Below are 15492 nucleotides of genomic sequence, written 5' to 3'. Positions count from 1 at the left end.
GACATCCCCTCCATTCCAAAGAACCACTCAAGGAGAATCTTCTGTATGTCGATCGATACCAGAGTCCGCGCAGGGATCAAGAGAATTGTCTTAGGAAAAACCTTACTGCCCCAGGAATTCACTCTCGGGCTGCCGGAGCCGCAGACCGAGATCAGTGTCTTTCTGCGCGGCGCAGGTGTGAATCGTGACGTGACGGAACACCTTTCGACGGCATGTGCTGAACCGTTGACGATCTGCATTGGCTTCGATGAGGGCACCAGCCCAAACCGCGGAGAGCTCTCTGATTTGACTTTGGTGTTCTCGGAACGAAACGGCCAAGGGTGCGTCCTGGGTGAGATCGGTCTTGACTACAGGCAGACTTTGACTGGGGTACGCACGGAGTTCGTGTTCTTCGAACCGAGGAGTTCAAAGAATTTCTGTTTGCCGAATGCGCAGCTCGGACTCCATTACATTCTTCACGCATACCGGCAATGGAGGAGAGACAACACGCAAGGCATTACGATGTCATTCCTCGAGAGACGTGCATCTATGGTCACGTTCATCCGGCCTCACCCTATCATGTTGGTTAGTGTTGGCAATCACGAAGAAGGCAACCTCTTCCCCATGAATCTCTGCGGATATCTCGGCAACGGGTACTTCGGCTTTGCGCTAAGAACAGAACGAGTTGCCGGTACGGTTGTCCAGCGGGCTGGCTGTGTGGCTCTCAGCAGCCTGCCGGAGCAAAAAGGTTATTTGGCATATCGTCTGGCAAATCAGCACAAAAAGGAATCCGTCGATTGGAATGAACTTCCCTTCGCAACCAAGATCTCTAAGGCACTCAGCATTCCCATTCCAGAGTTCGCGCAGAGAGTGAAGGAGCTTAATATTTTGAACTCCATCGCTGTTGGCAGCCACCGCTTCTTCATCGGGCAGATCCTAGAGGAAGAAACATACACTAATGAATTGGCTTTTTGCTCAATCCACGGTTTTTACCAATCTTGGAGACTCAAGAACTTTGAACAGCGAGACAGAGAGCTGACGCGCTCCCTTGCAGCGGATACATTTCATAAGCGAGAACGTCATCCCGCAAAATAACGAGTCAATCAAACATGACAAAGACGCAAGGCTTGGCCGCATGCTTCCGATATGTCTGTGCACGAATAGTGGCCGTGAATATTCCTCACCGACACGGAGTTATGCGGAAGATCAGTTTATTACGCTCGCAGTAGGCTGGGTCGAGAGATGACCGAGCTTTTCTCGTTTCGTGGCAACGTAGTCTGCACAGCGAGGATCGATCGGAACTTCGGCATTTAGACGTTCTACAATATGGATTCCTGATAATGTAACCGCCCGGATCTTTTCTGGGTTGTTGGTCATTAGACGGACCCTCCGAATGTTCAGCGAACAGAGAATGTCTACCGGTAGCTGATAGTCACGATGATCGATTGCGTGACCTAGACGGAGATTTGCTTCAATCGTGTCGAAACCCTGATCCTGTAGCTCATAGGCTTTCAACTTCTCCATGAGGCCTATTCCCCGCCCTTCCTGGTGCTCGTACAGTAGTATCCCTGTCCCTAGCTCCGCGATCGTGCGCAATGCAAGATGAAGCTGGTCGTGGCAGTCACACCGGAGAGAATGGAAGACATCCCCTGTGGCGCATTGAGAATGGATACGGACCACAGGAGCATCGCGGTAGAGGTTACCCGCGATGAGGGCAAGCGCTGTTTGCACACACTTCTCCTTGTTGTATGGACTCGTGTACGTTCCCTCGAAAGCTAGCAGATGGAAGTCGGTCCACCGGGTTGGGAACTTCACTTGGGCGATCTGTTTTAGCTCTATTAGTGACAACCGGATCTCCTTTGCTATTGAAGGTGCTGATCCACGAGTGGACGTCTTCATGGAACGACTCGCCTACGTGCTATTGCGGTAAACCATAAGCTGCGACCGCAGTCGGTGCCGTAAAGCAGAGTTTTCGAGTCGGCCTCCCAACTTGGCTCAATTTGATTACAAGGAACATCCGCAATGCGTCTCGGTTCGCCGGTTTGTTGATTTCGGATCCATAGGTTCCAAGCGCCGCGATCGAAATGGCTGTATGCCATCCAGCGTCCGTCGGGAGAAAGCGCTGGATACCGCGACTGCCCCAAACTCAGCGGTGTGTTATTGTGTAACGCGTCGCTTAAATAAATCCCAGATGGGTGATTTCCCTCTACCGCAGAAAAAGCATACACGTGCTCAGAGAGGAAAGATGCCTCATATAAGTTGAGCGATGGAGGCGTAAGTACCACATCTGATGCCATCTGGGACTGGAAGTTTCTTCGGACGAGTAAACTGCCGTGACCATGGTAGTCGCGAACAAAAGCCAAGCTCGCTTGATCGGCGGAAAGCATCGGCTCACGTGCGTTCTCCACTATCACGTGTGAAGAACCTCCTCCTTCGAAGATTCGTGACTCCGGGTTCAGAGCCTCCTCGATCCACAGACCTTTCGCACCGGCGGTAAACGATAGGTCATCTCCTAAAGTAATGCCGTTCCTTATCGCGTCAGTCGTGCCCTCCAGGTGATATCCCGTCGCCGTGAATGCCAGATATCTGACTTTGTTTCTGGTGGATTCTGGGCTGGCAGAAAGCAGAGCTTGAGTCTGGAGCGGTAGCCGGTAAGCGTACTCTTGACGGACGGCCCGCTCCCGTTCGAGGGTGTAATGCACGCTGAACATAACTGCGGCGGTCATTGCCGCGACCCACGAGTATTGCGTCCAGCTCCACGACGAGCTCGGGGCCCACCGTTCAGAACGCAACAACATATAAGTTCCCAGTAGCAGCGCAAGCATCAATGGCAAACGCGGGATATACAGCAGAACTGCTGGGCCCATCACGCTGCCTGGGGCCGGCAGGGGCAGCCCGATACCCAAGTAGACGATGGCTAAAGCCAGAAGCCATCCATACCTCTTGCGTTTCAGCAGCATCGCTGTCAACACGCATACGGGAAAGGCGAGGAGAACGAAATTATATGAAGCCGGTATGGTGGAGATGGCTAGGGAAGCCAACAGCAGCGCCGACCACTCCAGCTGTGTCCGGTGAGGGTCTCGACCCTTCCCCCGCATGAGCAGAATCGCTGGCGCCAACAATACCATTTGCAGAGTTGGTTGCAGAATGGCATACCAAAATGGAGAGTAGTGCCAAGGATGCGGATTCCACTGTGGTTCATCGAGTAAGAGGTAATGCAGAACGCTCGAGATAGAGCCACTGGCTGTTACATACGGTGGCAGACCTTCCCCATGCAGAGTCCATGGAAGAATTTCCTGGAGATAGGTGCGATGTACGTTCCAGCCGAAGATCGAGACAGATGCCGCGAGAGTCGCTACCCCGGTAAGCACACCCGCAGTGAGGGTGCGCCATGCCTTGCGCTGCACGAAAAAGACAAAGAAAAATATCGGAAATACTTTGCAGGCTGCCGCGACAGCGATCAGGGCACCGGCAAGCGTATCTTTCTTGTGTAGATATGCCCAGCAGGCAGCCACAATCAGCAACAACAACACTAAATAGAACTGGCCATATAGCAAATTTCGATGCAAAGGAAAGCTTAGCGCGAAGATAAGTGCGATCCGCTGATAGGACAAGCCGGTTAGAGAGCGCAACAGCCAGCAAAGCGGGACTAATAATCCAAGATTCAGCAACAGCCACAAACGTTTTGCGGTAAGCGGTGAGAACTGCGTCAGTGGCCACATAGGCAAGGTAGATATCGGCGTGATGGGCAACATTCCAATCACACGAATATCTAAAGCACGATGGTCCTTCTCCCGCTGTAGCCAGACCCATTCATATATCCGGCTGGTATCGTACCCCTCGCGCGCCAGTCTCGCAGACATGTAATAGTTTGGGAAATCGGTATTCAGTTTGCCCCATGCACGTGGCAGGGTGTGTGCTCCCAGATAGAGCAACAAGATGAGGAGGAGGCCACCCTCTAGCCAGTGCAGAATACGATTGTGCGGCAGTGCGGTCACATCTCATCTTGCTGAATAGCCGCTCTGTGATTGTCACTCGGCCGTCATTTTGCGGTCATTCGGTTGTTGTTATCCCCGGATGGCGCATCTGATCGCGCAACTGCACCTTTCGTATCGCGTTATCGACGATAATTCCTGTGCATCTTGGCGGTTCGTAGATTGCCGTGTCTGACAGGCGGCCTTCTTGCCCGATAACAAGATGACAGACCGTTGACAACCTGGTGACAAGCTCCGCTGCACCGGCTCGCTATGCTCTCCATAGAAACGGCGGGTATAGCGTGCGAACATCTCGAAAGATCGTCTTCTTCTTTCCATCGTTTGCCAGTTCTGAGGCGACGGCACCGCTTGGCATTTTGGCGGTAGCGACCCCGCTGATCCGCGCTGGTTTCGAAATCGTACTGATCGATTCGACGATCACACCCGACTTCAAGAATCGCGTCCTGAAGGAGGTCAAGGATGCACTATGTCTGGGCGTATCCCTGGTGACTGGTCCGATGATCCGCGAAACCGTTGAGATCGCGAAGGCCGTGAAGGCATGGAACCCGGACTTCCCGATCGTGTTAGGAGGGTGGCATCCTTCATTGCTTCCAAAGCAGACGCTTGAGGCGCCCTACCTCGACTACATTGTGCGAGGACAAGGAGAAGAGAGCTTTCTGGAGTTGGTGCAGCACCTGCAATCAGGGTCCGCTCCGGACTTCGTTCCAGGGATCGGATTCAAACGTGACGGCAGGCTAATCATGACGTCAGAGCGTCCGCTCCGTCCGCTAGCCGAGATGCCACCCAAGGCATACCACATCGCGGATTTCGATGCTTATGAGCGCAAGTGCGGGCGGCGTTGGGCAATGTACACGTCCAGCCTCGCCTGCCCATTCAACTGCGCTTATTGCACCAACGCCGGCGTCTACGGACGCAAGTGGAACGCTCTATCTCCGGAACAGTTTGTGGAAGAGACGGTGGATCTGAGCCGCAGGTATGCACTCGATATGATCTGGGTGGTTGACGACAACTTCCTCGTTGACATGGACCGAGCCCGAGGAATCGCAGACGGTTTGGTGAGCGAAGACTCTCATTTCCAGTGGAGTATTCAAGCAACCAGCAATGTGGTCGCACGGCTTACACCAGAGGATCTGCGCATGCTGCGTCGAGCGGGCTTGCAGCAGATCTGCCAGGGTGTGGATTCTGGCTCACCTACAGTGCTGAAGGCTATGAATAAGGATTGGCAAGACTTTGATTCTATCTACGAAAGCGCGGCACGCTGTCTGGAAGCCGGAATACGACCGTCTTTCAATATCATTTTCGCATTTCCGGGTGAAGGCAGGAACGAACGCCGCGAAACTATTGATTTTATGATGAACGTCTGCCGAAGGTTTCCGGGCGCCGAATTCTGGACAAACATCTTCACCCCCTACCCCGGCTCACCGATCTTTTCAAAGGCCACGGAGCTTGGCATCGAGTTGCCGACTTCACTTGAGGCGTGGGCAGATTACTTCCCGCGGTACACCAGGCTTCCCTGGCTTAATGGAAGGGAGCACGACAGACTTCAGGTGACCCGGGATTATCTGCGCGTTGCATTCGACCGCATACCAATCGGAGCCGATAAGCGCGGTAAGATCACCCGCCTGATGCAAAAGTGCATTTCGCTCCCCGCACGTTGGCGATTGGATCACGATATATATCGGATGCCAGTAGAGCTCTGGCTCAACAACAAGCTAAAGCAATACACCTCAATGAAACCTGCCGTAGATGCTAAACGGCTTGCGAATACGCCAGCGGAGGCCGCGTGCTAGGCCGGCGCTGCTTCGTCAGGTCCAGGTTCGGTGAGGCTTGCCTGCACGCGAACTTGATGCGCAGAGGTGATTCTTGGTAGACATTCTCCTCACACATTCGTATCACCTTGCCTACGATCAGAAGCAAGTGCGAAAGATGCAGCCTTACCGTCCGCTCGGCACCCTGTACGCAGCGGCAGCTCTTCGCGATGCAGGTTTTTCTGTCGCCCTGTTCGATACCATGCTGTCGGATCCCGAGACGGAGTTCAGAAAGTCTTTGGCTTACCACGACCCAAAGATTGTGGTGATTTACGAAGACGACTTCAATTTTCTGACGAAGATGTGTCTCACACGAATGCGAGAAGTGGCCTGGCACCTAACCGACGCCGCAAAAGAAAAAGAAGTTCCGGTGATCGCGCATGGGTCAGATGCCACTGACCACCCCGAACTCTTCTTGAGTCATGGAATCGACTACGTATTGCGTGGCGAGGCGGAACAGGCTCTCGTAGCCCTTTGCACATACTTAATTAAGGGAAGAAAACCCGCCGAGATTGACGGACTCGTACGCATTGGAGACAGCGGTGAAGCGACCTATGGTGATCGATCGCTCTCGAGAAATCCTGATTGGACCGCTTTGCATCAGCCGCCTACCGATTTGACAGACTTCAATTCGTACCGTCATGCATGGAATAAGGCACATGGATTCTTCTCGGTTAACATGGTCTCGAGCCGCGGATGTCCATATCAGTGCAATTGGTGCGCGAAACCGATTTCAGGCAACAAATTTCAGCTGCGTGCTGCATCTTCTGTTGCGGAAGAGATGAGGCAACTCAAACATGAAGCGGGAGCTGAGCACATCTGGTTCAGTGATGACGTGTTCGCGTTGAATCGTCATTGGGTCCAGGAGTTTGTTTCAGAAGTCTCTCGAAGAGGGGCCGCGCTGCCATTTAAGATTCAGTCTCGCGCAGATCTGATGACTGAGGAAACGGTAGCAGCGTTGAGGTCAGCCGGTTGCGCGGAAGTATGGATGGGTGTTGAATCCGGTTCGCAGAAGATTCTGGACGCAATGGACAAAGGCCTGAATATATCTTCGGTCCGAGAGGCACGACAAAGGTTGAAGGAATTCGGGATTCGCGCAGGTTACTTCCTGCAATTTGGCTATCCAAGAGAATGTTGGTCCGATCTGCAAGAGACTATCGCTTTCGTCCGCAATACACGGCCGGATGACATTGGGATCTCATTCTCATACCCTCTTCCCGGCACCGTTTTCTATGAGCGCGTCCAGACACAACTTGGGTCTAAGCGCAACTGGGCCGATAGCGATGACTTGTGCATCATGTTTCAAGCAGAGTATACGAGCGGATTTTATCGCGCTGTCCGCGATGCTCTGCACGCAGAAGTCGACACCTGGACTCTCGATAGGCAGCGCTTCGAGGTAGGCTTTGCTTCCGTCGAACGCCTGTGGAATGAGGTATCTCTTCTGGAGCCGATTAGTAGAAATCCAGATGCAATCGAACTTACCGCGACGAACGCAAGTGGGAAGACTCGGGTGAATCTGGTTCCCATTCATCAGCTCACTGGAGCGACGGGGGCATAGATGCTCGACCTTCTACTCACTCACGGATACTTTCTATTCGAAGACCCAAAGGAACGGCAGATCATGAAGCCTTATGCCCCCCTGGGAATTCTGTATCTCTGCTCACACCTGCGTAACCGGGGTTTCGATGTCGATGTATTCGACACGACTTTTTCAAGTCGTGAGCAACTATTCAACCACCTGCGTACAGAGAAGCCTTCGGTGCTTGGCGTGTACGCAAACCTAATGACGCGAAGTAACGTTGTTGAAACTCTTTCTGTGGCTCGAGAAGCGGGTTGGATGACCGTGGTGGGCGGGCCTGAACCGGGCGCTTATTCGCTGGAATATCTCCAGGCTGGAGCCGACTTTGTGGTTGCCGGTGAAGGTGAGCTAACAATGGAGGATTTGCTCCTTGCGATTCGATGCCGAGAAAAGGACTTCTCCAAAATTGCCGGCTTATCGTATCTAGACACCTATGGGAACCTTTGCCAAAACGCCCCACGTGGACAGATTCAGAATCTCGATTTGCAGCCCTGGCCGGCACGTAGCGCAATCGATATCCGTCGATATGTTGAGACCTGGCGGACTCATCACGGCACGGGATCGATAAACTTCATCACGGCTCGTGGATGTCCGTTTCGTTGCAATTGGTGTAGCCACCAAGTCTTTGGGCAGTCCCATCGGCGGCGTGATCCTATCAAGGTTGTCGACGAGGTGGCATGGCTGCTCGAACAGTACAGCCCGGACATGGTCTGGGTCTCCGATGATGTGTTCACCATCAATCACGCATGGTTGCGCACCTATGCTGCAGAGATGAAACAACGTGGAATCCGTATTCCTTTTGAGTGCATCTCGCGTGCGGACCGGTTGAGTCCCGAGATGATAGACCTTCTGGCAGAACTGGGCTGCTTTCGCATATGGATAGGATCGGAGAGCGGATCGCAGCGCATCCTTGACGCGATGGATCGCGGCGTCAAGATTGAGCAGGTGCATAAGGCCGTGAAGATGTGTCGCGAGCGCGGTATCCAAAGCGGCATGTTCCTTATGTGGGGCTACGAGGGAGAAGAAATGGAAGATATCGAGGCAACAATTAAGCACGTCAGCACCTCGAAGCCAGACATCTTCTTTACAACCGTCTCGTATCCAATAAAGGGAACGCCATACTATAACCGCATCGCTTCTCGGATCATTCAGATTTCTCCCTGGGGAAAAACCTCAGACCGCGAACTTGAAATCAAAGGGAGGCACTCGCGTGCTTTTTATACGCATGCGGACAGAGTGCTGCGAGATGAGGTCGCTCTAGCCCGTATATTGGACAACTCAAGAGGCATCGACCAGGCGATCGATCCGGGACAGGCAGCCTTGCTGCGGCAGGCTATTGCAAGCGAACGTGCTGCTCTACAAGCGACCTACGCCGAGGTGGAGCGGTAATGAATACTTTCGAAACCTCCACAGCCGGACTGGCATTTGACCGTCTGGCGACTACTTATGATTCGCTCTTCACATTTTCGGTGATCGGCAGGTCACAAAGGAAGGTAGTCTGGGGACGCGCGCTAAAAGCATTCACAAGAGGCAGCCACATCCTTGAACTGAACTGTGGGACTGGACAGGATGCTTTGTTTCTCGCCGAGGCAGGCATGACGGTGACTGCATGCGATGCCTCGCTGGGCATGATCGAACAAGCCCGCTACAAAATGGCCTTAGAGGCCCCGGGCGCTACTGTAGAGTTTCTCCCACTTCGCACGGAAGAGATCGACACTCTGCCTCAGACACTGTGCTTTGACGGCGTGTTCTCCAACTTCTCTGGGCTGAACTGTGTTGGCAATCTGACTAGCGTTGCACAACAGTTATCCGAGCGACTGACATCAGGAGCGCCGTTGTTGCTGTGCTTTTCTACCCGATACTGCTTGTGGGAGATCGCCTACTTTCTGCTACGTGGAGACCCGCGCAAGGCGTTTCGTCGATGGAGTGGCATGACAGAGGCATGCCTCGATGGTCTAAAGTTCCCTGTGTACTATCCGAGCATTGCACAGTTACGTATCGCTTTCGCGCCTGAGTTTCGCCTTGTCTCTACGACTGCTGTCGGTCTTACCGTGCCCCCATCCTATGTCGACTCCTGGGTGACGTCTCGCCCACGCCTTTTGAAGCTTTTCGAGGCAATCGATGAGACCGTGCGCACCTGGCCAGGGCTGCGTGCTTTGGGAGACCACATGTTATTGCATCTGGAGAGAGTGGGGCCATGACAAGCGTGATGGGACACCCAAATGCAAGTTGCGATAGAACCGCTGCAGATCTGATGTCGAGGTGTCCACGTTGTGGTGGCTCGCTCGTGATTAGGCAGAATCGGCAGGAAGAAAAAACTCTAATCTGCGATGGATGCCACCTCTCCGCGGTTCCCCGCGAAGGGATCTGGATTGCACTCACCGAAGATCGCATGGCGCACTATTCGCAGTTCATTACAGATTATGAGATGATTCGCGCCGCCGAGGGGCGTGGCGGTCAAAACGCGGATTACTATCTGGCACTCCCGTATAAGGATCTCTCAGGCAAGAATCAGGCGCAATGGACAATCCGTGCGCGTACGTATTCCTATCTTGCTAAGCAGATTCTTCCGAAGATCCAGGCGGAAGTGGGAGTGAATGCACGCGTTCTGGATGTGGGTGCTGGTAACGGATGGATGAGCTATCGGTTTTCGCAGATGGGGCTTCGACCTGTAGCGGTAGACCTGCTGGTTAATGATCAGGATGGGCTGGGCGCCGCAAAACATTATCAAGAACACCTACAGGAGATGTTTCCGCGTGTACAGGCCGAAAGTACGCGCCTACCATTTGCCTCAGCCCAGTTCGATGCGGTCTTCTTCAACGCCTCTTTCCACTATGCGGAGAGTTACGAGGCAAGCCTGCGGGAAGCGCTGCGTTGCCTTAGGATCAGCGGAACAATCGTAGTCGCAGACTCGCCGTGGTACTCCAACAAGAGTAGCGGTGAGCTGATGATTGCGGAACGGCAGGCAGCGTTCCTTAAGCGGTTTGGCACCTCTTCGGACTCAATTCGAAGCCTCGAGTTTTTGACAGACGAGCGGCTTAGAGATCTGGAGCATAAATTCGGTATCCGCTGGGAACGCCACAATCCGTTCTATGGATTCCCCTGGACGATGCGGCCGTGGATTGCAAGTTGGAATCGCCGCCGCGAACCGTCACGTTTCCAGATTTATACGGCTAGGAAACCCGCATGATTCTTCTTTTCCATCCACGAGCTACAAAACCACGCAACTGCCGGCTGCCTTTGGCCGTGCTCGCCCTTGCCGCCGTTTTGGAGGGGCGTGAAGAGTACGAGATCGTTGACGGCAACCTCGAAGAGAAGCCGGTCGAAGCGCTATTGAAGCTTATCGACGCGCACCCGGTGCAGTTACTCGGTGTCTCCACTATGCCTGGACCGCAAATGGTCACAGCCATGGAAGTTTCGAGTGAGATCCGCAAGTTGCGACCCCATGTAAACATCGTGTGGGGAGGATACTTTCCTTCGATTTACCCGGATGCGGCACTGAACGCCAAGTACGTAGACTTTGTCGTTCGGGGGCAGGGTGAGGATACCCTGCTGGAATTGATCGACGCGCTGCGCGGCAATCGTTCCTTGGATTCAATCCGCGGGCTTGCCTACAAAGATGCGTTCGGTCTGCATCGCAGCAATGCTGAGCGTCCGATGAAAGGTCCGGATAGCTTTCCATGGTCTCCGTTCCATCGTCTGCCAGTAGAGAAGTACCTGCGACCCTCCTTCTTCGGCAAGCGCACGGCAGTCCATCACGCCAGTATTGGATGCCCTTTCAACTGCAGCTTCTGTGGCGTTCATGCGGCCTATGGGCGCGACGAAAAGATGGAATCGCCGGAACGTACGGTGGCAATCCTCAAGCATCTGATCGACCAACATGGCGCGGATTCGGTGCAGTTCTACGACATGAACTTCTTCCTTCGCGAAGACCACGCACGCAAGCTCTGCGATCTGATGACTCCCTTAAGGCTGCGGTGGTGGTGTGAAGGACGAGTAGATATCATGTCACGATACTCGGACGATACGATGGCCGCAATTGCCGGTGCCGGTTGCGCGATGATCTTCTTTGGTGCCGAGTCCGGCTCCGATTGGGCATTAGAAGAAATGCAAAAGGGTATAACCACGGAACAAACCATTATCATGGCCAAGCGGACGCGAGAGTTCGGAATCATTCCTGAATTTTCGTTCGTCGTCGGAAACCCTAAAGATCCTGAACGGGACACGCGAGAAACTTTGAGGTTTATTCGAAGGATCAAACGAATTAATCCGGACTCGGAGATCATCGTCCAGCACTACACACCCACTCCGCAGAAAGGCTCTATGTACGGGGACGTGGACGACCAGATTTCCTTTCCCGACAGCCCGGCAGGATGGGCGACTAAACGGTGGATGGACTTCACTCTTCGCATCGACACTAATGCCCCTTGGCTGAAATCGACGACGAAAGAGCTGATCGACAACTTCGAATTAGTTGTAGCATCTCGATGGCCAACCGTTCAGGATATTCGCGCGCCTAAGTGGAGCCGTATTCTACTGAAAACCTTAAGCTCATGGCGGTATACGCTGCAGGTGTACAACTATCCGGTTGAGTTGCAGTGGGCGAACAGCTTCATCAAGCTACGTAAGCCAAAGCGGGAAAGCCTGTGAGGGCCGCTGAGTTTGAAACAAAGACGGAAAACGAGCATGCCTTCGCAGCTTGGGCGAAAGTATATGACGAGCAGCCGAATCCGCTGCTTGCGCTTGAGGAACGTTATTTCGCTCATCTTCTGCCGCACACGAAAGACCGCGATGTCTTAGATGTGGGCTGCGGCAGTGGAAGATGGCTGTCGCGCTTCGTGCACGGCGGACCAGCCACATTGCACGGTCTGGATAGTTCTAGCGAGATGATTGAGATAGCCGCTCGCAAAGAGCTTTCAGGTGCGGAGCTAATCCACGCCGCACTTCCTCTTATCCCGATTGCATCCGGCAGCAAAGATCTGGTACTCGCCTCGTTCGTGCTGAGTTATGTGGAAGACCTAGAGCTATGTGCGTCCGAATTAGCGCGGGTGATCCGTCCTGGTGGAGATTTATTTCTGTCGGACATGCATCCGGGCACCGCAGCTACACTTGGCTGGAAACGTGGCTTTGATACTCCCGTCCAGACATATAGACTCAAAGTGCATACTCGGCCTCTGATCGATCTGATCAGCACGTTCGTCGCTCATGGTTTCGCGATTGTCGTATGCCTCGAACCGCCATTCGACGAGAGTGAACATGAATTGTTCATGGCGGCAGGTAAAGAGACAGCGTGGCAGCAAGCGGCTGGAAAGCCTGCAATCTGCTTGCTTCATTTTCGCAGGATGTCCGTGTCTTCACCCGCAATTAGGGAGTCTGAAGGTCTTCATCTGCGAGGAGCGCAATGCGTTTTAGGCGCACATGAGAGTCTTGCAGCCTCTATCACCGTGGACAGCGGACTAATCGCTTCAATTGCGACAGAAACTGCACGGTCAGCCAATAGATTAAAAAACAGAGTGAATCAAATTGACCTGACTGGATATCTCGTCTTTCCGGGACTGGTGAATGCACACGAACATCTTGAGTTCGCGCTCTTTCCCCGGTTGGGCTCTCCTCCATACGAGAACGCAACTGAGTGGGCGCTGGATATTCAAGTCAAGGAAGCCGAAAAGATTGCGCTTCACAAAAGAGTTCCGAAAGACGTTCGCCTGTGGTGGGGTAGCATCCGCAACCTGCTGTGCGGAGTCACCACCGTATGTCAGCACAACCCGGTCGATCCGGTGCTGATGATGAGGGACTTTCCCATTCGGGTGATCACGAACTACGGATGGGACCACTCGCTGGCATTCGCAAAAGATATCCGGTCTGCCCTAGAGGGTACTCCCGCCAATGCTCCCTTTCTCATCCATGCGTGCGAAGGTGTTGATCATGTTGCAGCTAAAGAGTTATACACACTCGATGCAGTTGGCGCGATTGAAGAGCGTACCGTCCTTATACATGGATTATCACTGGATGCCAAAGGCGCGGCTCTCCTGAACGAGCGCCGCTCTGCCTTGGTAATTTGCCCTTCTTCAAACAGCTTTCTCTTCGAAAAGACTCTCACACGTGAACTATTACATTCCATCAAGAGGCTTGGACTTGGAAGCGACTCACCGTTGACTTCAAACGGTGATCTTCTAGATGAGATTCGTTTTGCTAGGTGGGCCTGCGACCTTAACGATGACAGACTCTTCTCAATGGTTACTGAGGAAGCAGCACAGCTTTTACGGCTGCATGGTGGTGAGGGTTCACTACGCGGAGGTGCCGTAGCCGACCTTATTGCTGTAACTCAGCGAGTTGGAAGCCCAGCACATATCTTAAGTGAGTTGAGTTGGCGGGATGTGGAGTTGGTGATTGTAGGCGGCTTGGTACACCTTGCTTCATCTGAAATCTTCGACAGGCTCACAGTACAGATGAGGCGAACACTTGTCCCGCTTATGGTTGAGAAGGAAGTCCGTTGGTTGCGCGCTCCAGCCACATCGCTACTCGATGCAACGGAGAATGTTCTGGGTGATGGTAACGTTCGTGTCGGCGGTCTCCACGTTTCCAGAATGCAGGCATAGCCATGTCAACGAACCCACTACCATACATAACTTTGTCGCAGGAGATGCCATGTCAGTTGAATTGGAAGCAAAGACGCAACTTTCTCACACGTTGCCGCATAAGCTCACATCGCTTCCAATTTTATTGCTGAACCTGCATGAGAACTGCAACTGCCGCTGTCTTATGTGCGATATTTGGAAAAGGCCGCCTGGCTTGGGGCTCGACCTTGCAAGCTTCAAGCACCACCGTGACTCCATTATGGCTTTGGAGGTACAGCAGGTCGTACTGACTGGCGGCGAGCCCCTGCTTCACTCGAACTTTGAAGCACTATGTAGCTTCCTCAAGAGCTGCGAGGTCCGAGTTACTCTTCTAACTACCGGACTGTTGCTTGAGAAACGAGCGAATATCGTAGCAAGGTCCGTGGATGAAATCATCATTTCGCTTGACGGCCCAGAAGTGGTCCATGACGGCATTAGGCGGGTCACTCGAGGATTTGATCTGATTCGGGCGGGCATAGCAGCAATTCGGTGCCATCGGCCCGGTATGCCGATCCAAGCCCGCAGCACCGTGCAGCGTGCCAACTTTCTTTTTTTGCGGGAGACGGTAGCCGCGGCGAAGCGGCTGGGCTTTGATTCCATCTCTTTTCTGGCGACTGACGTATCGTCGCACGCATTCAACCGAGACCTCATTTGGCCCGGCGAACGGCAGAGCGAGGTTGCGCTGACACGGTCAGAAATAGCGGGCCTTGAAGTCGAGATTGAATTGCTGCTCGAACAATTCCGCGACGAAATCGCTCAACGCTACATCGTAGAGCCTCCCGAGAAGCTACGACATATCGTGCGCCGATTTCGCGAGCATCTGGGCGAGCTGACGCCAGAGTCGCCTGTCTGCAATGCACCCTGGGTTTCCGCGGTAATGGAGGTCGACGGGTCTATTAGGCCTTGCTTTTTTCATCGTAAGATTGGCACAGTTGAGAGGGGCTCATTAGAAGACGCCATCAATTCTGAAGAGGCGCAGCAATTCAGGCGTACATTAGACATCGCCCAAAACCCCACATGTCAGAGGTGTGTTTGCTCGCTCAATTACACCTGACTTGCTGAAAGCTAAGCTGCTTGACCACCTGCTCACCATCGCGTTGAGCGTTTTTGCTTCACTCGTTTCGAGCCACGACAATCCCAGCCTTCGTCAAGTTGAAACCGATCGTGGATCTGCTGGAGGCTTGATAGAAATACCTGCATCGGGCGAACTACTTCAGCTTCTTTGGCAAAGGCGGCAAAGACGTCGGCGGCATGATGACCTGGGCTGGCGCCGGTGCGCCTGAGCTACCACCTGAGTGGATGGGCCATATTCACACCGCAAAACTCGATGAAGAACTGAAGACTGTAACAGTCGATGGCGGAACTATCGTAAAACCCGCCCAGGATATCCCTAGTGTCGGCCGTTTCGCCGTCGTGCTGGACCCGCAAAAGGTGAAACACCTGCTCTTCGAACCCGGAAAGCAAGATGCTCCACCACGTCTCGATCAAATGGCAGCGGGCAACGTGGGCTGACA

12 protein-coding genes are annotated in these 15492 nt (G+C 53.4%); 10 read left to right on the top strand and 2 right to left on the bottom strand.

Going from position 1 to position 15492, the window contains the following annotated elements:
* The first annotated feature begins 45 nt into the window (after nucleotides 1-45).
* A complete protein-coding gene (locus HDF08_RS02010; protein WP_179636794.1) occupies nucleotides 46-1074 on the top strand; it encodes a hypothetical protein in 1029 nt (342 codons plus the stop codon).
* Nucleotides 1075-1185: 111 nt separating this feature from the next.
* Here HDF08_RS02010 and ribA read toward each other — a convergent pair whose 3' ends face one another.
* Nucleotides 1186-1878, bottom strand: coding sequence for a GTP cyclohydrolase II (gene ribA, locus HDF08_RS02005; protein ID WP_179636792.1), 693 nt, complete (start codon nucleotides 1876-1878; stop codon nucleotides 1186-1188).
* Nucleotides 1875-3977 carry a glycosyltransferase 87 family protein gene (locus HDF08_RS02000; RefSeq protein ID WP_179636790.1) on the bottom strand — a complete coding sequence of 701 codons (2103 nt, stop codon included), beginning with the start codon at nucleotides 3975-3977 and terminating at the stop codon, nucleotides 1875-1877. The genes ribA and HDF08_RS02000 overlap by 4 nt, the downstream gene beginning before the upstream one ends.
* Before the next feature lie 221 nt (nucleotides 3978-4198).
* On the opposite strand from HDF08_RS02000, the gene HDF08_RS01995 reads away from it, so the two are divergent.
* The 9 genes from HDF08_RS01995 (at nucleotide 4199) to HDF08_RS01955 (ending at nucleotide 15490) form a co-directional block, all read left to right on the top strand.
* Nucleotides 4199-5764: a B12-binding domain-containing radical SAM protein gene (locus tag HDF08_RS01995; protein ID WP_373563103.1), complete on the top strand. Its 1566-nt coding sequence runs from the start codon at nucleotides 4199-4201 to the stop codon at nucleotides 5762-5764.
* A gap of 136 nt (nucleotides 5765-5900) precedes the next feature.
* Complete coding sequence (locus HDF08_RS01990; RefSeq protein WP_257030834.1) at nucleotides 5901-7340, top strand: B12-binding domain-containing radical SAM protein; 1440 nt, start codon at nucleotides 5901-5903, stop codon at nucleotides 7338-7340.
* Nucleotides 7341-7403: 63 nt separating this feature from the next.
* Nucleotides 7404-8750 (top strand): B12-binding domain-containing radical SAM protein, encoded by a 1347-nt coding sequence (locus tag HDF08_RS01985; protein ID WP_257030833.1) that lies wholly within the window; start codon nucleotides 7404-7406, stop codon nucleotides 8748-8750.
* On the top strand, nucleotides 8750-9562 hold the full coding sequence (locus tag HDF08_RS01980; protein WP_179636784.1) for a class I SAM-dependent methyltransferase: 813 nt from the start codon (nucleotides 8750-8752) through the stop codon (nucleotides 9560-9562). The genes HDF08_RS01985 and HDF08_RS01980 overlap by 1 nt, the downstream gene beginning before the upstream one ends.
* A gap of 86 nt (nucleotides 9563-9648) precedes the next feature.
* Complete coding sequence (locus HDF08_RS01975; protein WP_353068196.1) at nucleotides 9649-10551, top strand: class I SAM-dependent methyltransferase; 903 nt, start codon at nucleotides 9649-9651, stop codon at nucleotides 10549-10551.
* The gene (locus tag HDF08_RS01970; RefSeq protein WP_179636780.1) at nucleotides 10548-12011 is read left to right on the top strand and encodes a B12-binding domain-containing radical SAM protein; all 1464 of its coding nucleotides are present in this window, start codon (nucleotides 10548-10550) and stop codon (nucleotides 12009-12011) included. The genes HDF08_RS01975 and HDF08_RS01970 overlap by 4 nt, the downstream gene beginning before the upstream one ends.
* Nucleotides 12008-13960, top strand: coding sequence for a methyltransferase domain-containing protein (locus HDF08_RS01965; protein WP_179636778.1), 1953 nt, complete (start codon nucleotides 12008-12010; stop codon nucleotides 13958-13960). Before HDF08_RS01970 ends, HDF08_RS01965 begins: the two co-directional genes overlap by 4 nt.
* A gap of 49 nt (nucleotides 13961-14009) precedes the next feature.
* Nucleotides 14010-15032: a radical SAM protein gene (locus HDF08_RS01960; RefSeq protein ID WP_179636776.1), complete on the top strand. Its 1023-nt coding sequence runs from the start codon at nucleotides 14010-14012 to the stop codon at nucleotides 15030-15032.
* A gap of 197 nt (nucleotides 15033-15229) precedes the next feature.
* A complete protein-coding gene (locus tag HDF08_RS01955) occupies nucleotides 15230-15490 on the top strand; it encodes a VOC family protein (RefSeq protein WP_179636774.1) in 261 nt (86 codons plus the stop codon).
* Nucleotides 15491-15492 lie beyond the last annotated feature (2 nt).

Source organism: Tunturiibacter empetritectus (genome assembly GCF_013410875.1).
In the GTDB taxonomy this organism is placed as follows: domain Bacteria; phylum Acidobacteriota; class Terriglobia; order Terriglobales; family Acidobacteriaceae; genus Edaphobacter; species Edaphobacter empetritectus.
Note: the sequence above shows the minus strand (reverse complement) of the source record. Positions and strands in the feature narration are given on the sequence as shown.